Source organism: Streptococcus pseudopneumoniae IS7493, assembly GCF_000221985.1.
Taxonomy (GTDB): Bacteria; Bacillota; Bacilli; order Lactobacillales; family Streptococcaceae; genus Streptococcus; species Streptococcus pseudopneumoniae.
Genome location: NC_015875.1, coordinates 278316 through 297412, shown reverse-complemented (window position 1 = coordinate 297412; position 19097 = coordinate 278316). Strand labels below are relative to the sequence as shown.

Genomic DNA, 19097 nt, shown 5'->3' with positions numbered 1-19097 from the left:
ACCTCCTATATTATTTTGCAAAAGGCATTCCAAGGCCTGTAAGCAATGCACGTGACTCTTCGTCAGTGTTAGCAGTTGTTACGATAACAATGTCAAGACCACGAGTTTTGTCAACGTCATCGAAGTTGATTTCTGGGAAAATCAATTGTTCTTTCACACCAAGTGTATAGTTTCCGCGTCCATCAAATGATTTTGTTGGAACACCGTGGAAGTCACGTACACGTGGAAGTGAAACTGAAACCAATTTATCCAAGAATTCGTACATCCGTTCACCACGAAGGGTAACTTTTGCACCGATCGCAACACCTTCACGAAGACGGAAGCCGGCGATTGATTTTTTAGCTTTAGTGATAAGTGGTTTTTGACCTGAGATAAGTGCCAATTCTTCAGCAGCTTTTTCAAGGCTTTTAGCGTTTGATACAGCTTCACCAACACCCATGTTCAAAACGATCTTATCTACTTTAGGCACAGCCATCACTGATGAGTAGTTGAATTGTTCTGTCAAAGCAGGAACTACTTCATTAAGATATTTTTCTTTTAAACGATTTGCCATTATACTTCTCCTTTCCTTCGTGATTAATCAAGCACTTCGCCTGATTTTTTGTTGTAGCGAACTTTTTTACCGTCTACAAATTTGTAACCAACACGACCAGCTACACCATTTTTGTCCAAAACTTGAACGTTTGATACATGGATAGCTGCTTCTTTCTCGATGATACCACCTTGAGGAAGCTCGTTAGTTGGACGTTGGTGTTTCTTAACGATGTTAACACCTTCAACGATAACTTTGTTTACTTTTGGAAGGGCAGTAAGGACAACAGCTTCTGTTCCCTTATCTTTACCAGCGATTACGCGAACTTTGTCGCCTTTTTTTACAAACATTAGGTTTCTCCTTGATTTTTCTTACGCCCATAAGGGCACCCTAGCTTGAAGCTAGGGGACTAGTTTGTTTGTTTTTGCTCTTCGAAAATCAAAGCAATCCTTCGTCAGTTTCAACTCACCTAACTTAAGTTATGCTTTCGTTTTACTTCCTAGACTTGTTTTAATTTTCTTTGAGCAACCAATTAAAGTACTTCTGGAGCAAGTGACACGATCTTCATGAAGCCACCTTCACGCAATTCACGTGCAACTGGGCCAAAGATACGTGTTCCGCGAGGAGTTTTGTCTTCACGGATGATAACTGCTGCGTTTTCGTCAAATTTGATGTATGAACCATCAGCACGACGAGCACCTGATTTAGTACGAACGATAACTGCTTTAACAACGTCACCTTTTTTAACCGCACCACCAGGAGTAGCTTGTTTTACAGATGCCACAATAACATCACCGATGTTTGCAAATTTACGTCCTGAACCACCAAGAACTTTGATAGTCAAGATTTCGCGAGCACCGCTGTTGTCTGCGACTTTCAAACGAGTTTCTGTTTGAATCATTTCAGTTTTCTCCTTTCAGGTTTGATTAGATGATGACCGCTTCTTCAACAACTTCTACAAGACGGAAACGTTTTGTAGCTGAAAGCGGACGAGTTTCCATGATACGTACGATATCGCCTTCTTTGGCAACATTGTTTTCATCATGAGCTTTATATTTTTTAGAGTAGTTAATACGTTTACCATAGACTGGGTGGTTACGTTTTGTTTCAACTACAACTGTGATTGTCTTGTCCATTTTGTCAGATACAACACGTCCAACAAGAACTTTACGATTATTGCGTTCCATTGAAATTTCTCCTTCCCTAGTCTATTATTTCGCTTCAGATTGAACTGTTTTGATACGAGCGATTTGTTTTTTAACTTCTTTCAAGCGAGCTGTTTGTTCCAATTGACCAGTAGCAGCTTGGAAACGAAGTTCAAACAATTCTTTTTTCAATTCGTTTTCGCGCTTCGCGAGTTCTTCTTGAGAAAGACCACGAAGTTCTTTAACAAATTCTTTTACTTCATTAAGTTTCATGCCTTCTCCTTATTCTGCTTCACGTTTTACGAATTTACATTTAACTGGCAATTTGTGGCTAGCAAGTCGAAGCGCTTCACGTGCAATCTCTTCAGATACACCAGCGATTTCGAACATCACTTTACCACGTTTAACTGGTGCTACCCAACCTTCAGGTGCCCCTTTACCAGATCCCATACGCACACCGATAGCTTTAGCAGTGTATGATTTGTGTGGGAAGATTTTAATCCAAACTTTACCACCACGTTTCATGTAACGAGTCATGGCGATACGAGCAGCTTCGATTTGGCGGTTAGTGATCCAGTGGCTAGTTGTAGCTTGAAGACCGTATTCACCGAATGCTACTTCTTTTCCACCTTTTGCTTCACCGCGCATTTTTCCACGGAACTCACGACGGTGTTTAACACGTTTAGGTACTAACATTGGTTATTTACCTCCTTTAGTGTTTTTACGAGCTGGAAGAACTTCACCACGGTAGATCCATACTTTAACACCAAGTTTACCGTATGTAGTATCTGCTTCTTCCCAAGCGTAATCGATATCTGCACGAAGTGTGTGAAGCGGAACAGTTCCTTCAGAGTATCCTTCAGCACGGGCGATATCTGCACCGTTCAAACGACCTGATACTTGAGTTTTGATTCCTTTAGCTCCAGCACGCATTGCACGTTGGATTGCTTGTTTTTGTGCACGACGGAAAGCAACACGTTGCTCCAATTGACGAGCAATTCCTTCACCTACAAGGTGAGCATCCAAATCAGGTTGTTTGATTTCGATGATGTTGATGTGTACTTGTTTTCCAGTCAATTTGTTAAGTTTTGCACGGAGTGCATCAACGTTAGCACCACCTTTACCGATAACCATACCTGGTTTAGCAGTGTGAAGTGAAACGTTAACTTTGTTTACTGCGCGTTCGATTTCAATAGTTGAAACTGCTGCGTCAGCAAGTTCTTTTTGAACGAATTTACGGATTGCAAGATCTTCATGAAGGTAATCCGCGTATTCTTTTTCAGCATACCATTTGGCATCCCAATCACGGATGATGCCGACACGCATACCAATTGGATGTACTTTTTGACCCACGATTTTACCTCCTTATTTTTCTGCAACAGCTACAGTGATGTGAGCTGTACGTTTGTTGATTGGTGAAGCTGAACCTTTCGCACGTGGACGGAAACGTTTCATAGTTGGTCCTTCGTTTGCGAATGCTTCAGATACTACCAAATTAGCTTTATCCAAACCAAAGTTGTTTTCAGCGTTAGCTACAGCTGAGTTCAAAACTTTCAAGATGATTTCAGCAGCTTTGTTTGGAGTGAATGTCAAGATTGCGATTGCATCGGCTACGCTTTTACCACGGATGTTATCAAGAACAAGACGTGATTTACGAGGTGAAACACGTACTGTACGAGCCATTGCTTTAGCTGAAGTAATTTCTGCCATTTATGTTCTCCTTATTTTCTACGTGTTTTCTTGTCGTCTGCAGCGTGACCTTTGTAAGTACGAGTTGGTGCAAATTCACCAAGTTTGTGACCTACCATGTCTTCTTGGATGTAAACAGGTACGTGTTTACGTCCGTCATAAACTGCAATAGTGTAACCAATAAAACTTGGGAAGATCGTTGAACGACGTGACCAAGTTTTAATAACTTTTTTCTTTTCGTCGTTAGCTTGAGCTTCAACTTTTTTCATCAAATGCTCATCGACGAAAGGTCCTTTTTTAAGACTGCGTCCCATTTTTATATTTTCTCCTTTAAATGTTGTACCACAGCGGCTTGCGCTCACATGGAGCGCTACCGAGCTGGCGGATTTACTAGTTGCTTAAGCGACTAGTTTAATATTATTTCTCGTTGCGACGACGAACGATAAGTTTGTCAGATTTCGCTTTCTTGTTACGAGTTTTAAGACCAAGAGCAGGTTTGCCCCATGGAGTAGATGGTGCTTTACGACCAACTGGTGCTTTACCTTCACCACCACCGTGTGGGTGATCGTTAGGGTTCATTACAGAACCACGAACTGTTGGGCGGATACCTTTCCAACGGCTACGTCCTGCTTTACCAAGGTTTACAAGTCCGTGTTGTTCGTTTCCGACAACACCAACTGTAGCACGGCAAGTTCCAAGAATCATACGAACTTCACCTGATTGAAGACGAACAAGAACGTATTTACCTTCTTGACCCAATACTTGAGCAGATGCTCCAGCAGCACGTACCAATTCACCACCACGACCTGGTTTCAATTCGATGTTGTGGATCAAAGTACCAACTGGGATGTTAGCAAGTGGAAGAGCGTTTCCGACTTTGATATCTGCTTCTGGACCTGAAACGATACGTTGACCTACTTCAAGACCTTTTGGAGCGATGATGTATGCTTTCACACCGTCAGTGTAGTGTACAAGAGCGATGTTTGCAGAACGGTTTGGATCGTACTCGATTGTTTTAACAACCGCTTCAACGTTGTCTTTGTTACGTTTGAAGTCAACCAAACGGTAGAAACGTTTGTGTCCACCACCTTGGTGACGAACAGTGATACGACCGTTGTTGTTACGACCAGCCTTGCTCTTCAATGCAACAAGCAATGATTTTTCAGGAGTGCTTGTTGTGATTTCAGCGAAATCCAAAGAAGTCATATTACGGCGACCGTTTGTTGTTGGTTTATAAACACGAATTCCCACGATATTTCCTCCTTAGATTATTCAGCTTCAGCAGCAAACAACTCGATTGCTTTTGAATCAGCTGTAAGTGTGATGATAGCTTTTTTAGTTTTGTTAGTAAAACCAGTGTAACGTCCAACACGTTTAGCTTTTGGTTTTACGTTGATTGTGTTAACATTTGCAACTTTAACGCCTTCGAAAGCAGCTTCAACAGCTTGCTTGATCAAAAGTTTGTGTGCACGAGTGTCAACTTCAAATACATATTTTCCTGCTTCAAGTTGAGCCATTGAGCTTTCAGTGATGACAGGTTTTTTGATAACATCATACAAATTCATTATGCAAGAACCTCCTCGATTTTAGAGATAGCTGCTTGAGTAACAAGAAGTTTGTCACTATTTGCGATGTCAAGAACACTTGCAGTTGTGGCAGTCGCAACTTTCACGTTTGGAAGGTTACGAGCTGAGAGAGCTGCGAATTCGTTTCCTTCTTCAAGAATAACAAGGACTTTAGAATCGATGCTCAAAGCTGCAAGAACTTTTGCAAATTCAGCAGTTTTTGGAGCTGTAAATTCAAGAGAATCAACGGCTACAAATTTATTTTCAGCAACTTTTTCTGAGTAAACAGATTTAAGCGCAAGGCGACGAACTTTTTGAGGAAGTTTGTACGCATAGCTACGTGGAGTTGGTCCGAAGACGATTCCACCACCACGCCATTGTGGAGAGCGGATAGAACCTTGACGAGCACGTCCAGTTCCTTTTTGACGCCATGGTTTGCGTCCGCCACCTGAAACAGCTGAGCGGTTTTTAACTGCGTGAGTTCCTTGACGAAGGCTTGCGCGTTGGCTGATGATTACATCAAACACAACAGATTGGTTTGGTTCGATACCAAATACTGCATCGTTAAGAACAACTTCGCCCGCTTGTTTACCAGTTTGGTCGAATAATGTTACATTTGCCATTTTGACTGTATTCCCCTTTCCTTATTATTTACCAGCTTTAACTGCTGATTTGATAGTGATAAGAGATTTCTTAGCACCTGGTACGTTACCTTTGATAAGGATAACGTTCTTTTCTGGAACAACTTGTACAACTTCAAGGTTTTGAATTGTTACGCGGTCGCCACCCATACGTCCTGCAAGGTTTTTACCTTTAAATACGCGGTTAGGTGCAACAGGTCCCATAGAACCTGGACGACGGTGGTAACGAGAACCGTGAGCCATTGGTCCACGTGATTGTCCGTGGCGTTTGATAACACCTTGGAAACCTTTACCTTTAGAAGTACCAGTTACATCAACAACATCTCCAGCTGCGAATGTTTCAACTGTAATTTCAGCACCAACTTCCAAGCCTTCAACGTTTTTGAATTCACGAATGAAGCGCTTAGGAGCCGTGTTAGCTTTCGCTACATGTCCTTTAGCAGGTTTGTTGCTCAATACTTCGCGTTTGTCATCGAAACCAACTTGGATAGCGTTGTATCCGTCTGTTTCAACAGTTTTAACTTGAAGAACAACGTTTGGAGTTGCTTCAATAACTGTTACAGGGAGCAATTCGCCAGCTTCAGTGAAGATTTGAGTCATTCCCACTTTTTTCCCTAAGATTCCTTTTGTCATGAGAAAATAGTTCCTTTTCTATATTTTTTATTCAAAAAGTTTTTAACGAGCGTTTTTTATGCTCAGGTCTAAGATACAAAGGGCGTCAAACTCAAAGTGAAAATAGGAAACTGACGCAGTGTCTAGCAGACACTAGGAAGTTTATCTTTTTCACACCGAGTTTAGCCCGTGTCCAATTAGATTGAAACACCAGCCTCTGCTCTTTTATATTTTAGATTAAAGTTTGATTTCTACGTTTACACCACTTGGAAGATCCAATTTCATCAAAGCATCAACTGTTTTTTGAGTTGGGTTAACGATATCGATCAAACGTTTGTGTGTACGCATTTCAAATTGTTCGCGAGAGTCTTTATATTTGTGAGTCGCACGAATGATTGTGTAGAGGCTACGTTCAGTTGGAAGTGGGATTGGACCCGCAACTTGTGCACCTGTACGAGTAGCTGATTCTACGATTTTTGCAGCCGCTGTATCAAGCGTACGGTGTTCGTAAGCTTTCAAACGGATACGGATTTTTTTGTTTGCCATCTTTTTCTCCTTTTCGTCTATTTAAGATAATAGGCTAGCTCCACAAGAAAACCGACGCGGTGTTGCGTGGCAATGCAACCGAGCGTGTCGCAACCTCTTGCATCAAAGCTAAAGCTGTAATTTACAGCACCATAATAGAATAACACAAAGCCCCTGCGATTGCAAGGGATTTGTTGCTGTTTTTTCGTTTTTTTACGATGAAACTGTTTTCCTATTTTTTCTTTTTAAAATTAGGGATTTTCTTCCATATAAGTTAAGTCCTCTTGACATCAAATTTACCTTCTGATTGGTCCACTAGAATGTCCGCCCTTGACTCAGTTTCTTTATAGTATCGCAGATACTGCTCCCGTCTCATCTGATGGCTAGCCAATATAAAGGATGCATCGCGATTTCTCACAGTCGTATCTCTAGCTAGGCGCCGCCTTAATTCGGTCTCCTCATCCGTGTAGAAACAGATGGTTTTGTCAAAGAGTTCTTTGGGTAAAAAGCCAACAGACATCCCTTCGACAATCAGAATTGGCTTTGCTCCAGACAAGACCTCACTAGCCTTCCAAGGTTCTTCAATTGTTAAGACATCCATACCTGCCTGCATTGCGTGAATATCTCTCCGCAAACTCTCCAGTTCATGCGCCACTGGCAGACTGGCTGTCACCTTTTGATTCGGCGCGTCCTTGGGTACTACCAGATGGCGTCCTGAGGTGATATAAGGATCTGTCTCTAGCAAATTTACTGTAGTAGAATCTAAAGCTTGGTACAATTCCTGTGCAAAGGTTAATTTACCTGAAGCTCCATGACCGTATATTCCCAGTGTCCTGACTTTCCCCGTCTCGATCTCTGAGACTAGTTGGTCTACTAAGTCTTTTTTCTTCATTCTCTCTTCACCTGTTCATAGCTTTCTTTTCCGTCATTGAGCTTGTCCCAAATCACTACTTGCCCACTTTTGAGCGATTTTTGCACATCGATAATTCGTTGGTTAGACGAACCTCGAAACTGGAGCATAAGATTTCTCTTAGTTCGATCATATCTTCCATCGACAAGAAGGTCAATCAGTGACAAGAGTTCCAGTTTATCTGGAGTTTCCAACATCATTTCTTCCCAAGTGTAGCCGGTCCAGGACCAGATGTCCTTGTCTGGCAATTCCTTCCGAATCCGCTTAACAAGTGGCAAGAGAATCCCAGTATTAAGAAAAGGCTCCCCTCCCAGCAAAGTCAAACCTTGAACATAAGGTTGAGCAAGATCTGCCATAATCTGCTCTTCTAATTCTGCTGTATAGGGAATACCAGCATTAAAAGACCAAGTCGCAACATTATAACATCCCTCGCAGTGAAACATACAGCCTGATACATAGAGAGAGTTGCGCACGCCTTCGCCGTCCACAAAGTTAAAGGCCTTGTAGTCAATGATACGACCTTGACTAAGTTCCTCGCTTTTCCATTCTTGTGGTTTTGGATTATTCATTCGCTACCTCTATCCAATAACGCTCGACTCCATTGCGAGCATCCTCAAATATTCCACCATTTGCTAGAATGACTGCTCTGCTAGCAGGATTATTCACACTACAGGTCACCAGAGCTTTCTTGATGTTCTTTTCCTTAGCAACTTGCAAGCCCTGACGGAGAGTCTCTTTTGCATAACCTTTGCCTCTTTCTGATGGACGGATGGAGTAGCCAATGTGGCCAGCATAATTCAGTAACCCCTCATTCAGTCTCAATCGCAGATTCAAAAATCCTAGAGCACAACCTGATTCACCAAACAATACGAACTGTATCGATGGAACGCGATTTTCAGGTAGCCATATTCCCATTTCTTTATTACGGTTACCTTCTAGCCACTCCTCGTAAGAAAAATCCTCAACATCCCCAAAGCCCCTCATCATGGACTGATTGACTCTTTTCAAACTCTGCCATCATGTCTAAAACAGCTTCTCTATCTACTATTGTCGGTCTGCGTAATTCCATCCTTACCTCCCACTATGAGAAAAGCGAGAGCTGACTCTCATACTCTTCGAAAATCTCTTCAAACCACGTCAGCGTCGCCTTACCGTAGTACGGTTACTGACTTCGTCAGTTCTATCCACAACCTCAAAACAGTGTTTTGAGCAACCTGCGGCTAGCTTCCTAGTTTGCTCTTTGATTTTCATTGAGTATCACTTTTATTTTTTCTTGTTCTTGCTTAAAAATTGTTCTTTGAGGTTGAGCAAGCGTTCTTTTTTACCAGCTCCACCTTTAGAGTGTTTCTCGTGATAACGGGTCACTTGTGCGCGCCCCTTATCATCTAATTGATATTTTCCCATTTCATTTCTTTCTAATTTGTTACTTGATGGCCAGCTATTTTAATCGTTGAACCATTCATATGCTTGACACGCGCAGCGATTTCCTTGTGACGGCCGTTGACCATAGGTCTTGCTTGAGGATTACCTAGATAGCCACAAGTCCGTTTAACAACATCTACGGTTTTAGGGTCACTGTTGCCACAGTTAGGACAAGCAAAGCCCCTCTCAGTTGCTTCAAAATCCCCTTCAAAGTCACACTTGTAGCAACGGTCAATTGGTGTATTGGTCCCTAGATAACCTACACGATCATAAGCATAATCCCAGACAGCTTCCAAGGCTTTTGGATTTTGCTGGAGGACTGGATACTCACAGTAATGGATGAAACCACCTGACGCACCTGCTTCTGGATAGACTTTCTCAAAGTCTAATTTTTCAAACGGTGTTGGATTTTTACGAACATCGTAGTGGAAAGAATTGGTGTAGTATTCCTTATCTGTAATATCAGGAATAGAACCAAACTTCTCTGTATCTAGTCGGCAGAAACGGTCTATCAAACTTTCAGACGGTGTTGAGTAGATAGAGAAATGGTATCCATATTGGTCAGACCACTCTTCTACACGGCGTTTCATATCACGAATGATATCCAGCGTGAATTCCTTGGCTTCTGGATTGTGTTCCCAGCTATTTCCAAAGAAGACGGTAGCCACTTCGTACAAACCGATGTAACCCAGCGAAACGGTTGCGCGACGATTCTTAAAGAGCTGGTCAACACTTTCTTCTTTACCTAGACGATGGCCAAAAGCACCGTATTGATAAAGGATAGGAGCATTGGCTGGCGTCGCTTCTTTAGTGCGTTCGACACGGTAAACCAGAGCATCTTCAGCGATATTCATTCGCTCGTTGAAGATTTCCCAGAACTTATTCATGTCGCCCTCAGACTCAAGAGCAATACGAGGTAGGTTAACTGTCACAACACCAAGGTTCATGCGACCTGAATTGACTTCTACACCATTTTCATCCTTCCATCCTTGAAGGAAGGAGCGGCAACCCATAGGAACCTTGAAAGAACCTGTCAACTCGATAATCTTATCGTAAGACAAGACATCTGGGTACATCCGCTTGGTTGCACACTCAAGAGCCAACTGCTTAATGTCGTAGTTGGGAGTCCCTTCTTCTAAGTTGAGTCCTCTTTTAAGCGTGAAGATAAGTTTAGGGAAGATAGCTGTGCGGTGTTCTGAACCAAGTCCCTTGATTCGGATGTTCAAGATAGCTTTTTGAATTTCCCGCTCAAAACGATTGGTTCCTAGACCAAAACCGAGCGAAGTAAAAGGTGTTTGTCCATTTGAAGTGAAGAGGGTGTTGATTTCATACTCAAGAGATTGCATGGCATCGTAGATGTCCTTTTGCGTTTTCTTCCAAGCGTAATCTTCCCGTTTTTCAGGCAAGACCCACTCTTCTGCATCTTTGAGATGTTTTTGATAGTTCTTCTCTGCATAAGGCGCCAGGATTTCATCGATACGGTCAGCTGAACAGCCACCGTACTGGCTAGAAGCAACGTTGGCGATGATTTGAGAAATCTGTGCTGTCGCAGTCTGGATAGACTTGGGACTTTCTACCTCTGCATTTCCAATCTTAAAACCATTTTCCAACATCCCCTTGAAATCAATCAAACAGCAGTTGGTCATAGGGGTATAGGGACTGTAGTCCAAATCGTGATAGTGAATATCCCCCTTTTGGTGGGCATTGCCTACGTGCTTGGGAAGCATTTGCAGTCCGATTGATTTCCCAACAATGCCTGCTGTCAAATCACGCTGGGTATTAAAGACATCGCTGTCTTTATTGGCATTTTCATTGACAACTGCCTGATTTTTATTAAGAAGCTTATGAATACTAAAGTTGATATCTGTAGCTTTTGATCGCTCAAAATCCCTCTGCGTCCGATAAGTAATATACTCCTCAGCCAGCGCATATTCTTTGGCTTCAAGGAGTTCATGTTCTACGATATTTTGAATTTCATAAATCTTCACTCCCTTTGGAAAGCGACTATGAATTTCTGTGACAATTCGCTCGGTCAGAGCATTGAGGCGTTTTTCGACCAAGGGTGTCACATCCATAACCTTGTCTGCCGCCTTGTGGATAGTCTTGTCAATCTTGTCCACATCAAATACAACACGTCTCCCATCTCGTTTCTCGACGAAGAGAGTTGGCAAAATTGTAATTTTTTCTTCTAGTGCAATCATATGCATGCTCTTTTCTAAAATGTTCTTTCTAAAAAGTATTATACCACTCTAAAAAGAAAAATCAATATCTTGTGTTAAAAATCCTAAAATTTTTAAAAATACACAAGATATTGATTTGGTTATTTGATTTTATAGACTTTAAACTCTGAGTAATCTGTCTTTACTGGTTGATAATTTTCTTTTAAGAGTGTTTCTACTTCAGACCAGACTGGCACCTTGTCATTTACCACAATCACCTTGGGTTGTTTTTCTTTCAAGTCATTGAGTAGCTTATTCCGGTTTTCCTCAGTTGCTGTATAGTGCACGGGAGACAAAATCACCGATGGCGACAAGCGCTCACTCTTACGATAAAGAGTCGCAGTATCATCCCATGCATAGATAGCATCTTCCGTATTTGTCTCCTCTTTTACCAAATCAGCAAGACGATTACGTTCTTGATAAGGTACCGGATAAAGGACTAACTTCATCAAAAAAGGAATAGACAAAAGATAGACAAGCCCTAAAACTGGCAGATATAGATTTCCTTTGAAGAAACGACTCCATAGACTAACTGGCGTTTCTCTTCGTCTTCGTCTAACACTACGCCCCCTCTGTTGACTCTTAATATTGGTTACCAATAAAAGTAGAAAAACAGGAAAGACGACCATCAAACAGGAAGCGTGCAGAGGCTCCTGTGAAAAGAAAAGTAAAATCAAACCTAAAATTGTCACAAGACTTGCAGGAACCGAAATGACGTATAGTTTAGAGGGTTTGGATTGAAAGAGACCTAAAAAGATACAAACCACAAATCCCAAACCAAGGGACAACAAGCCATAAAAAGCCATATTCTCTAAAATTTTAGAAGTGAAATCAAAGCGAATACTGTCAATGGGATAGCGAATACCACTAATAGCATCCCCAAAACTTCCTGTTGCAACACTATAGTAGGCAGTTGGATAAAAGACAAGTGAAAAACCTAAAGCCACTGCAAGAAACTGATAAAACCCATGCACAAAGCGTCTATGCCCAAGGTTAAAGACCAACAAGCCTAAACTCACTACAGCAATAAACAGGAGCGATGATAAGGGAGCAAAGAAAAATCCGCCTGCCAAAGCTAGCCCAATCCGTACAAATCCCTTATCATGGTTTGGATTACTTAGATAAGCCGCAACTAAACTAAAGGCTGCGAATAAGAAAGGAAGCGCTAAAAGAGTCGCATAGCCTCCACCAAAAGCAAGACCTGTAACTAGCATGTAAAAAATAGTCACCACTTGTCCAGCTTGGTCTCCTTGATTTGTCAAGGTGTCCGCTGATCTAAAAAGGAAAAATCCGCCTGCTACCAAGGCTAACCACTCAAAGATGGCAAAGAAAAATCCGCCCTGACTCACGTAAGTCAGCAAATAATAAAGCAAACCTTGACTTCCATAATAGTCGCTGTAAATCTTCCCTGTCTGATGAAGCGCCCAACCTGCATAAAAATCCTGCACTTCCTGTGCACTCATTAAGTCGAGTAATAGCGGTACTCCTAGAGTTATCCCCGTTACAAGCGTACTCCATAGTAAAATTTTCACCAAAGGAAGACGCCTTGATTCACGATGATGCGATTCTTGTTCGATTTGGTATTCTAGAGGTTCACGATTCTCCTGATGAACTTCTTCTACTCTACCATACACACTCATATCGTTTCTCCTATTCAATTTATCTGTCTTAGTATATCAAAAAGTCCTAGGATTGTCAGCTTGCGATGGCTGTTTGAGTGATTTTTTGCATAGTTTCACAAAGGTTTCAATTTCTCGAAATCGGTGTAAATGTGTCTGTTTAAATGTTATGATATAATCCAATTCTTTCTGAGTCAGCATCGTCCCTCCCTATATCTTTCTATTCGTAAAAAGCAAGAAAAAGAGGACTCGGTCATTTCCTAAGTCCTAGATTTCTTATAAGATTGGGGCGAATAACTGGGCGATTTCTTTTACAAGCTTTTGATACCAGCTCGTTTTGATAGAATGGGGATAAACTTCCTGAGAATCTGCAAATATATTTTGAAAATCTCGGGCGATTTCCATTATAGAAGGAGTTTTATAGAGTAAGACTGCATTTTCATAATGGTGTACCAAGCTTCGGTAGTCGAGATTGATTGTCCCCACCACCGCAAAATCTTCGTCTACCAACATCTGCTTGCTATGAATAAAACCTGGACTATACTCATAAATTCGAACACCAGCAGAAAGAAGGTCTGGATAAGCGCCTCTTGTGACTAACTGAATGAACTTCTTATCTGGTATGTAAGGGGTGACAATCCGAACATCAACTCCTCTCATAGCAGCATTTTTGATTGTCTCCGTTAAATCGTAGTCTATGATCAAATAAGGTGTCGTAATATAGACCGATTCCGTTGCTTGATTGATCAAACTCTGATAAACCTTTTTCCCTACCTGCGTTCGAAAAATTGGCTTTGGTCCACTTCCGTATGGAATGGTTAAACCGTCACTCGGGATAGAATGATTTTCTAAATGATATTGATCAAAATCACTAATCTCTCCTCGATTGATGTACCAAGTGGTCAAAAATAAGCGTGTCAGGGCTTTTACTGCTAGCCCGTCTAAGCGAATTCCACTATCCTTCCAATAACCAAATCTCTCGACGTGGTTAATGTACTCATCTGCCAGATTGACCCCACCAGTATAGGCTATCTGACCATCAACAATCAATATTTTTCTATGATCTCTGTTATTATAGGCCACTGTCAAACGAGGAATAACTTTATTGAATTTATGGGCCTCGATGCCTAGCTGACGAAGTCGATGTGCATAATCTCCTGTTAAAGTAGCCATACAGCCAATATCGTCATAGAGCAGTTTAACTTCAATGCCTTGAGCAACTTTTTGCTCCAAGATTTCTAAAATACGATTCCACATCAAACCTTCTTCTATAATGTAATATTCCAAGAAGATAAATTTCTCAGCCTTTTTGAGATCTTCTACCATCTTTTTCCACATAGCTTCTCCGTTAGGAAAAAATGTAGAGGCAGTTTGATCATAGACATCAGCATTGGTATCCATACTCAATAAGGACTTAATGACGCCATATGCCGCCTTGTCACTTTCTTTTAATTCCTCTTTTAGTAGCTGGCTATTTGCTTCTTGGAAATGCATGGAGCCTAGCTTCTTCAGTTGTTTGATTTCTTTTTTGGACAATCGCCTCTCACCAAACATCAGATAGAGCAAGGGGCCAAATACTGGCACAAAGGCTACTAATAACCAGGTTACCTTATTCTCAGGAGTCGTATTACGGTTGACTATCGAAATGATTGTGATGATACTCAGTAGAATGAGGACAGTAATCCATAAAATGGGGGCCATGCGCCCTAAATAAAGAAAGAGACCAAAAACCAGACAAAGTTCAAGTAGCATAATCGAAAGACTAAAGCCATACTTGGACATCAATAATTGAAATTTTCTATATTTCATATCCCCTCCTTGATATTTTGAATGCTAAAAACAAGTAATTGATACTAGTATAACTCAGGTATTCGACAGAAGGCAAGTATTTATGATTATTTTCTAAGCAAAAGTAAAAAGGCTGAAAAATCCAGCCCTTCCTACTTGCATAGTCTTATTTAGTTAAAACGATTTGGTCCGATGGGTCTCTATCCATATCGTCTACGACGATTTGATTACCGTTTACAGTGTAAATTTTGACATCATCACCAATAATCATGCGTTGATTTGCTGCATCAAATGTGACCTGTTTGACTTTCTGATCCCCGTCAGATTCGAGCTCAGTCCATGTACCAGTCGTTCCAGTTACCACTAAAGTGATACGGTCTCCGTCATCTTGGCCTGTATAAGTCCCATCAATATCAGTCGGTTGAGCCTCAGGTGCATTTTGTGAAGAACTTGTTGCTACCTGGTTTGTATTTTCTGTAGACGATGAAGCAGCAGGTTGTGATTGCTGAGTTTGTTATATTTGTGCTTGAGCTGCTGGTTGTTGAATCTGTTGAGCTCTTTGTGAACAAGCTACTACGAGACTAAGACTTGCTAGAGAAGCAAGAGAAAGTGTGAATCTTTTTAATTTCATGATGGATTTCCTTTCTACTACCAATTTAGAGAAATTTTCTCTAACCAGCAATTCCCCTAGTATAACAAGTTCAAAAAAGGTGGTCAATTTATCTGTTCATGCCCCAGCAGGTAGCCCCGTACTTCTGAGATAAAATAGAGAGACCCTGTAATGAATAACAAATCCTGAGCATCTGTTCTTTCTTCAAAATCGCTGATAAATTCTCGGTAAGAAGAAACTATATCGTAACCTGTCACATCCCTTTCGTCCAAAGCTCCCTGATAATCAAAGCCAGTTACCTTGAGTTCCACCTGAGGCAAATTCTCAGTCAGATAACCTAACATCCCTTGATAATCCTTCCGTTTCAAGGACCCAAAGAGGATTTGAGGACGATAGGCTTCCTGCTCTTTTTCTTTGATAAACTCAACCAAGCGAGTCAAGGCAGGGAGGTTATGAGCACCATCCAAGTAAATCTGTGGGCGAATACGCTCCAAGCGACCAGCCCAATGGGTCTGTTCCAAGGCCTTTCTTACAGCCTGTTCATCAATAGCTTCCTTTCTTTCTCCCATAAAAAGAAGAAAAGTTTGCAACGCCAAGGCCGCATTCTCCTGCTGATAGGCTCCTTCTAAGCCTATGTTCAGCTGTGAAAGATTTAGTAAAGAGCTTGAAAAATCACCATTCAGCACTGAAAAATCTTGACCTGCCTGATAAAGGTCAACAGCTAAAGATTCGGCTTTTTTCTGACAGACAAGTCTAGCTTCTGGAGGCAATTTCGCAATCACTGCCTTTTTACCAGCCTTGAAAATACCAGCTTTCTGCTCTGCAATTGCTTCTAGACTATCACCCAAGGTTTCTTGATGGTCAAGCCCAATGGAGCTGATGACAGCAATCTCTCCAGTTACCACATTGGTCGTGTCAAGTAAGCCGCCAATTCCCACTTCTAGTAAAACCAAATCCACTTCTTGCTCCCTAAAATAGAGAAAAGCAAGCAAGGTCAGCAACTCAAAAAAAGACAACTGGTCATGAGTTTGCAGAAGCGTTTTCTCCATCTCCTTGACCTGATTAGCCAAACGGATGAAGTCTGCATCAGCTATTGGTTGCCCGTTAATACAGATTCGATCATTGATGGATACGATATGAGGGGAGGTAAATGTTGCAACTTTTTTGCCATGCCCCATAAATAACTCCCTCATAAAAGCAATGGTAGAACCTTTCCCATTAGTCCCTGTTACGTGGATAATAGGGTAAGACTGCTCAGGATTTCCTAACAAATCCACCGCTTGTTGCATTCGGCTCAAGCCTGATCGAAAATTCAAACCAATCCGACTATAAAGCCATTCTCCTACTTCAAACATACACATCTCCTTGACAAAAGTCTAATCAATTATCTAGTAAAATTCCGTAGATAACAAAAAATGAGGTCAGGATTTTCGTCCCGACCTCTCACCTGGTTAGCTAATCACTAACAACTATGAATATTAACTTGGGCTAAAACATCCACTGGATGTTCCAACTCTTCTAATTTTCAGGAGTTGGGCTGATACAGTCTCCCAGACTGTATCACTCCTCCATAAAACTATTAAAGACTTCTTCAATCATGTTCCATTCGTCTTCTGAGTCTTCTGGGATTGGTTGCAATTCGCCTTCTGTTCCATCTTCGTTTTCGATGAATGAGTAAGCTTGGATTTCAACTTGTCCGTCTTCGTCTTCTTCTGCGTTAACTGGTACTAGAAGAACATAGTTTTTACCAAATTCTTCTTTTCCATCAATTGTCAAAAGGATTTCAAACAAGGTTTCATTTCCTTGCTCATCTACTAGTGTGATTAGTTCACGTTCTTCGTGGTCGTGGTTATGATCGTGTGACATATCCTCTCCTTTATATTAAAATTTTCTATCTAAATAATTTTGTAAAATCAGCTGAGCTGCTAACTTATCAATGACTTTCTTGCGCTTATTGCGACTGATATCTGCTTGTTCAATCAACATACGCTCAGCAGCCACTGTTGTCAAGCGTTCATCCTGATAGTCTACTGGTAAACCAAAAAACTCTTCTAGCTTTGCTCCGTAGGCTTGACTAGCTTCTACGCGCGGTCCGCTTGTATTGTTCATGTTTTTAGGCAGGCCCACTACAAATCGTTCCACCTTGTAAGTATCAACCAGCTCCTTAACGCGGTCAAAACCAAATTGGCCTTGCTCCTCATTGATTTGGATGATTTCAAGCCCTTGAGCTGTAAAACCGAGCGGATCGCTAATGGCCACCCCTACCGTTTTTGAACCGACGTCCAATCCCATAATTCTCATAGGTTATAGATCGACTCCTTGTCCTTTAAGGTAGTAGCGGACCAATTCCTCAACGATTTCATCACGCTCATACTTACGGATTTGATTTCGTGCATTATTATAACGAGGAACATAGGCAGGGTCTCCACTCAATACGTAACCTACGATTTGGTTGATTGGGTTGTAGCCCTTATCGTTCAACGAAGCATAGACATCAGTCAAAGTTTCGCTAATTTCTTTTTTATTGGAATCGTCCAATTTAAAACGTACTGTTTCTTCAGTAAATCCCATTCTAACACCCTCTTTCCTTAGAATAGTACCATTATAGCATAATTCCTTACCTTCTACAATTCAGGCAGTTTATTTATTTGGATTTTCTATTGTTCTGTCGCACCATTTGCCAATCTGTCTGAAATATATTTGCTTGGTTCATTCTTCAAAAGATTTTCTAAGCCAATATTCTTCAAATATTCTAACTGAGAAGCCTTCTTGACATCCAAAACTTGAAAATCAAAACCAGTCGTTGTTTGAAGTTCTGTTGCACTCAATAGTTTTGTTTCAAGCTTAAATCCTGCTAATTTACGAGCTTCTATGATGGAGTCGTCTTTCTCTTCCGCCTCGAGAAGAGCTTTTTGAGTTTCCTCCACTCCATGTTGGTCAATGTAGGTCTTCAGCTCATCTGAGACTGGACGCTTTTGTTGGATAGTTAGACTCAAAAAAATCTTGTCTTTGTAAGTAATGGTTTGGGTCTGCTGGCTACCATCATCTGACTTGGGCAAGACCAAAGTCTTGGTTACAACTGTATTCTTCTCAGCATTTTCAATAACTGGCAATGCCGACTGAAGCGTATCTTTTTCTGTTTTTGTAGCTGGTCCAGTTTCTTTTTTCTGTCCGCAACCAACCAGGACAAAAAGGAAAGCTAGACTAACAAGAACTATTTTTTTCATTTCTTTCTTCTTTCTTTTTGAAATTAAAATAGAATAAGACTGGGAATTGCTCCCAGCCTTGATGTTTATAGAGCTGCACGCAAACGTGCTTCTGCATTTTCTACATTACGGACAGAGCGTGGTAGGAAGGCACGAATATCGTCTTCCTTATAGCCAACTTGCAGACGTTTTTCATCTACAAGGATTGGGCTCTTTAAAATTCTAGGTGTTTCCATAATCAGATTGAGGACTTCGTTAACACTCAAATCTTCAATATCCACTCCAAGGGCTTTGGCATAGCGATTTTTAGATGAGACGATACTGGCTATTCCGTTATCTGTTTTGGTTAGAATATCCAGTAATTCTTCTCGCGTAATTCCTTCTTTACCAAGGTTTTGTTCTTTATAACTTAACTGGTGGGCATTAAGCCAGGTTTTTGCTTTTTTACAGCTAGTACAACTTGAGACTGTATAAATTTTAATCATGTACCTACCCCTTTCGCTACACGTTACTATCAGTTTAGTCTATTATACCATAAAAAACATCCGACTTGCGACCTATTTTTAATTTTTTTTGACTTTTTTCGTCATTTTCGTACTTTTTTCTTGACAAAC

The 19097-nt window shown here is 41.1% G+C and carries 26 protein-coding genes and 2 pseudogenes; all 28 read right to left on the bottom strand.

The window, feature by feature from the left end; all coding sequences use genetic code 11:
• Nucleotides 1-10 precede the first annotated feature (10 nt).
• Nucleotides 11-553, bottom strand: a complete 543-nt coding sequence (rplE, locus tag SPPN_RS01770) for a 50S ribosomal protein L5 (RefSeq protein WP_000013542.1) — start codon at nucleotides 551-553, stop codon at nucleotides 11-13.
• A gap of 23 nt (nucleotides 554-576) precedes the next feature.
• Nucleotides 577-882 carry a 50S ribosomal protein L24 gene (gene rplX, locus SPPN_RS01765; protein WP_000497691.1) on the bottom strand — a complete coding sequence of 102 codons (306 nt, stop codon included), beginning with the start codon at nucleotides 880-882 and terminating at the stop codon, nucleotides 577-579.
• Nucleotides 883-1064: 182 nt separating this feature from the next.
• Nucleotides 1065-1433: a 50S ribosomal protein L14 gene (rplN, locus tag SPPN_RS01760; protein WP_000616545.1), complete on the bottom strand. Its 369-nt coding sequence runs from the start codon at nucleotides 1431-1433 to the stop codon at nucleotides 1065-1067.
• A 25-nt stretch (nucleotides 1434-1458) separates the two neighbouring features.
• Nucleotides 1459-1719, bottom strand: coding sequence for a 30S ribosomal protein S17 (gene rpsQ, locus SPPN_RS01755; RefSeq protein ID WP_000440801.1), 261 nt, complete (start codon nucleotides 1717-1719; stop codon nucleotides 1459-1461).
• A gap of 24 nt (nucleotides 1720-1743) precedes the next feature.
• The gene (gene rpmC / locus SPPN_RS01750) at nucleotides 1744-1950 is read right to left on the bottom strand and encodes a 50S ribosomal protein L29 (RefSeq protein WP_000772918.1); all 207 of its coding nucleotides are present in this window, start codon (nucleotides 1948-1950) and stop codon (nucleotides 1744-1746) included.
• Nucleotides 1951-1959: 9 nt separating this feature from the next.
• Nucleotides 1960-2373 (bottom strand): 50S ribosomal protein L16, encoded by a 414-nt coding sequence (gene rplP, locus SPPN_RS01745; RefSeq protein ID WP_000960946.1) that lies wholly within the window; start codon nucleotides 2371-2373, stop codon nucleotides 1960-1962.
• A 3-nt stretch (nucleotides 2374-2376) separates the two neighbouring features.
• Entirely contained in the window at nucleotides 2377-3030 is a 654-nt protein-coding gene (gene rpsC, locus SPPN_RS01740; RefSeq protein ID WP_000529936.1) for a 30S ribosomal protein S3, read from the bottom strand.
• Between the two features lie 12 nt (nucleotides 3031-3042).
• Nucleotides 3043-3387: a 50S ribosomal protein L22 gene (rplV, locus tag SPPN_RS01735; RefSeq protein WP_000818137.1), complete on the bottom strand. Its 345-nt coding sequence runs from the start codon at nucleotides 3385-3387 to the stop codon at nucleotides 3043-3045.
• An 11-nt stretch (nucleotides 3388-3398) separates the two neighbouring features.
• Complete coding sequence (rpsS, locus tag SPPN_RS01730) at nucleotides 3399-3680, bottom strand: 30S ribosomal protein S19 (RefSeq protein WP_000533766.1); 282 nt, start codon at nucleotides 3678-3680, stop codon at nucleotides 3399-3401.
• 103 nt (nucleotides 3681-3783) lie between these two features.
• Complete coding sequence (rplB, locus tag SPPN_RS01725) at nucleotides 3784-4617, bottom strand: 50S ribosomal protein L2 (RefSeq protein ID WP_000512910.1); 834 nt, start codon at nucleotides 4615-4617, stop codon at nucleotides 3784-3786.
• Nucleotides 4618-4634: 17 nt separating this feature from the next.
• A complete protein-coding gene (locus SPPN_RS01720) occupies nucleotides 4635-4931 on the bottom strand; it encodes a 50S ribosomal protein L23 (RefSeq protein WP_001055347.1) in 297 nt (98 codons plus the stop codon).
• On the bottom strand, nucleotides 4931-5554 hold the full coding sequence (gene rplD, locus SPPN_RS01715) for a 50S ribosomal protein L4 (protein ID WP_000024554.1): 624 nt from the start codon (nucleotides 5552-5554) through the stop codon (nucleotides 4931-4933). The genes SPPN_RS01720 and rplD overlap by 1 nt, the downstream gene beginning before the upstream one ends.
• Nucleotides 5555-5578: 24 nt before the next feature.
• Complete coding sequence (gene rplC / locus SPPN_RS01710) at nucleotides 5579-6205, bottom strand: 50S ribosomal protein L3 (RefSeq protein ID WP_000160203.1); 627 nt, start codon at nucleotides 6203-6205, stop codon at nucleotides 5579-5581.
• 216 nt (nucleotides 6206-6421) lie between these two features.
• Nucleotides 6422-6730, bottom strand: coding sequence for a 30S ribosomal protein S10 (rpsJ, locus tag SPPN_RS01705; protein WP_001284513.1), 309 nt, complete (start codon nucleotides 6728-6730; stop codon nucleotides 6422-6424).
• 253 nt (nucleotides 6731-6983) lie between these two features.
• Nucleotides 6984-7601, bottom strand: coding sequence for a uridine kinase family protein (locus tag SPPN_RS01700; protein WP_000725982.1), 618 nt, complete (start codon nucleotides 7599-7601; stop codon nucleotides 6984-6986).
• Nucleotides 7598-8188, bottom strand: a complete 591-nt coding sequence (nrdG, locus tag SPPN_RS01695; RefSeq protein ID WP_001064218.1) for an anaerobic ribonucleoside-triphosphate reductase activating protein — start codon at nucleotides 8186-8188, stop codon at nucleotides 7598-7600. The genes SPPN_RS01700 and nrdG overlap by 4 nt, the downstream gene beginning before the upstream one ends.
• Nucleotides 8181-8688: pseudogene (locus SPPN_RS01690) on the bottom strand (GNAT family N-acetyltransferase). Before SPPN_RS01690 ends, nrdG begins: the two are co-directional and overlap by 8 nt.
• Before the next feature lie 194 nt (nucleotides 8689-8882).
• On the bottom strand, nucleotides 8883-9023 hold the full coding sequence (locus SPPN_RS13355; RefSeq protein WP_000521616.1) for a hypothetical protein: 141 nt from the start codon (nucleotides 9021-9023) through the stop codon (nucleotides 8883-8885).
• A gap of 11 nt (nucleotides 9024-9034) precedes the next feature.
• On the bottom strand, nucleotides 9035-11242 hold the full coding sequence (gene nrdD / locus SPPN_RS01675; RefSeq protein ID WP_000560903.1) for an anaerobic ribonucleoside-triphosphate reductase: 2208 nt from the start codon (nucleotides 11240-11242) through the stop codon (nucleotides 9035-9037).
• Nucleotides 11243-11361: 119 nt separating this feature from the next.
• Nucleotides 11362-12900 (bottom strand): hypothetical protein, encoded by a 1539-nt coding sequence (locus tag SPPN_RS01670; RefSeq protein ID WP_000118106.1) that lies wholly within the window; start codon nucleotides 12898-12900, stop codon nucleotides 11362-11364.
• 255 nt (nucleotides 12901-13155) lie between these two features.
• Entirely contained in the window at nucleotides 13156-14688 is a 1533-nt protein-coding gene (cls, locus tag SPPN_RS01660) for a cardiolipin synthase (protein ID WP_000877327.1), read from the bottom strand.
• A gap of 145 nt (nucleotides 14689-14833) precedes the next feature.
• Nucleotides 14834-15298, bottom strand: a pseudogene (locus SPPN_RS01655) (SP_0198 family lipoprotein).
• Between the two features lie 83 nt (nucleotides 15299-15381).
• Entirely contained in the window at nucleotides 15382-16632 is a 1251-nt protein-coding gene (locus SPPN_RS01650) for a folylpolyglutamate synthase/dihydrofolate synthase family protein (RefSeq protein WP_000464366.1), read from the bottom strand.
• Nucleotides 16633-16837: 205 nt separating this feature from the next.
• A complete protein-coding gene (locus SPPN_RS01645) occupies nucleotides 16838-17143 on the bottom strand; it encodes a DUF1292 domain-containing protein (protein WP_000017620.1) in 306 nt (101 codons plus the stop codon).
• 15 nt (nucleotides 17144-17158) lie between these two features.
• Entirely contained in the window at nucleotides 17159-17578 is a 420-nt protein-coding gene (ruvX, locus tag SPPN_RS01640) for a Holliday junction resolvase RuvX (RefSeq protein WP_001808830.1), read from the bottom strand.
• Between the two features lie 3 nt (nucleotides 17579-17581).
• Nucleotides 17582-17848, bottom strand: coding sequence for an IreB family regulatory phosphoprotein (locus SPPN_RS01635; RefSeq protein WP_000507059.1), 267 nt, complete (start codon nucleotides 17846-17848; stop codon nucleotides 17582-17584).
• An 86-nt stretch (nucleotides 17849-17934) separates the two neighbouring features.
• Nucleotides 17935-18504 (bottom strand): SP0191 family lipoprotein, encoded by a 570-nt coding sequence (locus tag SPPN_RS01630; protein ID WP_000725131.1) that lies wholly within the window; start codon nucleotides 18502-18504, stop codon nucleotides 17935-17937.
• 65 nt (nucleotides 18505-18569) lie between these two features.
• Nucleotides 18570-18968 carry a transcriptional regulator Spx gene (spx, locus tag SPPN_RS01625; RefSeq protein ID WP_000591165.1) on the bottom strand — a complete coding sequence of 133 codons (399 nt, stop codon included), beginning with the start codon at nucleotides 18966-18968 and terminating at the stop codon, nucleotides 18570-18572.
• Nucleotides 18969-19097 lie beyond the last annotated feature (129 nt).

Excerpts from the sequence above, each read along its gene's own strand:
- rpsS (WP_000533766.1), bottom strand. The coding sequence starts at position 3,680 with ATGGGACGCAGTCTTAAAAAAGGACCTTTCGTCGATGAGCATTTGATG.
- rplV (WP_000818137.1), bottom strand. The coding sequence starts at position 3,387 with ATGGCAGAAATTACTTCAGCTAAAGCAATGGCTCGTACAGTACGTGTT.
- cls (WP_000877327.1), bottom strand. The coding sequence starts at position 14,688 with ATGAAATATAGAAAATTTCAATTATTGATGTCCAAGTATGGCTTTAGT.
- nrdD (WP_000560903.1), bottom strand. The coding sequence starts at position 11,242 with ATGATTGCACTAGAAGAAAAAATTACAATTTTGCCAACTCTCTTCGTC.
- SPPN_RS01650 (WP_000464366.1), bottom strand. The coding sequence starts at position 16,632 with ATGTTTGAAGTAGGAGAATGGCTTTATAGTCGGATTGGTTTGAATTTT.
- rplN (WP_000616545.1), bottom strand. The coding sequence starts at position 1,433 with ATGATTCAAACAGAAACTCGTTTGAAAGTCGCAGACAACAGCGGTGCT.
- SPPN_RS01670 (WP_000118106.1), bottom strand. The coding sequence starts at position 12,900 with ATGAGTGTGTATGGTAGAGTAGAAGAAGTTCATCAGGAGAATCGTGAA.
- SPPN_RS13355 (WP_000521616.1), bottom strand. The coding sequence starts at position 9,023 with ATGGGAAAATATCAATTAGATGATAAGGGGCGCGCACAAGTGACCCGT.
- spx (WP_000591165.1), bottom strand. The coding sequence starts at position 18,968 with ATGATTAAAATTTATACAGTCTCAAGTTGTACTAGCTGTAAAAAAGCA.
- SPPN_RS01645 (WP_000017620.1), bottom strand. The coding sequence starts at position 17,143 with ATGTCACACGATCATAACCACGACCACGAAGAACGTGAACTAATCACA.
- rplE (WP_000013542.1), bottom strand. The coding sequence starts at position 553 with ATGGCAAATCGTTTAAAAGAAAAATATCTTAATGAAGTAGTTCCTGCT.
- rplD (WP_000024554.1), bottom strand. The coding sequence starts at position 5,554 with ATGGCAAATGTAACATTATTCGACCAAACTGGTAAACAAGCGGGCGAA.
- rpsQ (WP_000440801.1), bottom strand. The coding sequence starts at position 1,719 with ATGGAACGCAATAATCGTAAAGTTCTTGTTGGACGTGTTGTATCTGAC.
- ruvX (WP_001808830.1), bottom strand. The coding sequence starts at position 17,578 with ATGAGAATTATGGGATTGGACGTCGGTTCAAAAACGGTAGGGGTGGCC.
- SPPN_RS01700 (WP_000725982.1), bottom strand. The coding sequence starts at position 7,601 with ATGAAGAAAAAAGACTTAGTAGACCAACTAGTCTCAGAGATCGAGACG.
- rpmC (WP_000772918.1), bottom strand. The coding sequence starts at position 1,950 with ATGAAACTTAATGAAGTAAAAGAATTTGTTAAAGAACTTCGTGGTCTT.
- SPPN_RS01635 (WP_000507059.1), bottom strand. The coding sequence starts at position 17,848 with ATGGGATTTACTGAAGAAACAGTACGTTTTAAATTGGACGATTCCAAT.
- rplC (WP_000160203.1), bottom strand. The coding sequence starts at position 6,205 with ATGACAAAAGGAATCTTAGGGAAAAAAGTGGGAATGACTCAAATCTTC.
- rplX (WP_000497691.1), bottom strand. The coding sequence starts at position 882 with ATGTTTGTAAAAAAAGGCGACAAAGTTCGCGTAATCGCTGGTAAAGAT.
- rpsJ (WP_001284513.1), bottom strand. The coding sequence starts at position 6,730 with ATGGCAAACAAAAAAATCCGTATCCGTTTGAAAGCTTACGAACACCGT.
- SPPN_RS01720 (WP_001055347.1), bottom strand. The coding sequence starts at position 4,931 with ATGAATTTGTATGATGTTATCAAAAAACCTGTCATCACTGAAAGCTCA.
- SPPN_RS01630 (WP_000725131.1), bottom strand. The coding sequence starts at position 18,504 with ATGAAAAAAATAGTTCTTGTTAGTCTAGCTTTCCTTTTTGTCCTGGTT.
- rplP (WP_000960946.1), bottom strand. The coding sequence starts at position 2,373 with ATGTTAGTACCTAAACGTGTTAAACACCGTCGTGAGTTCCGTGGAAAA.
- nrdG (WP_001064218.1), bottom strand. The coding sequence starts at position 8,188 with ATGAATAATCCAAAACCACAAGAATGGAAAAGCGAGGAACTTAGTCAA.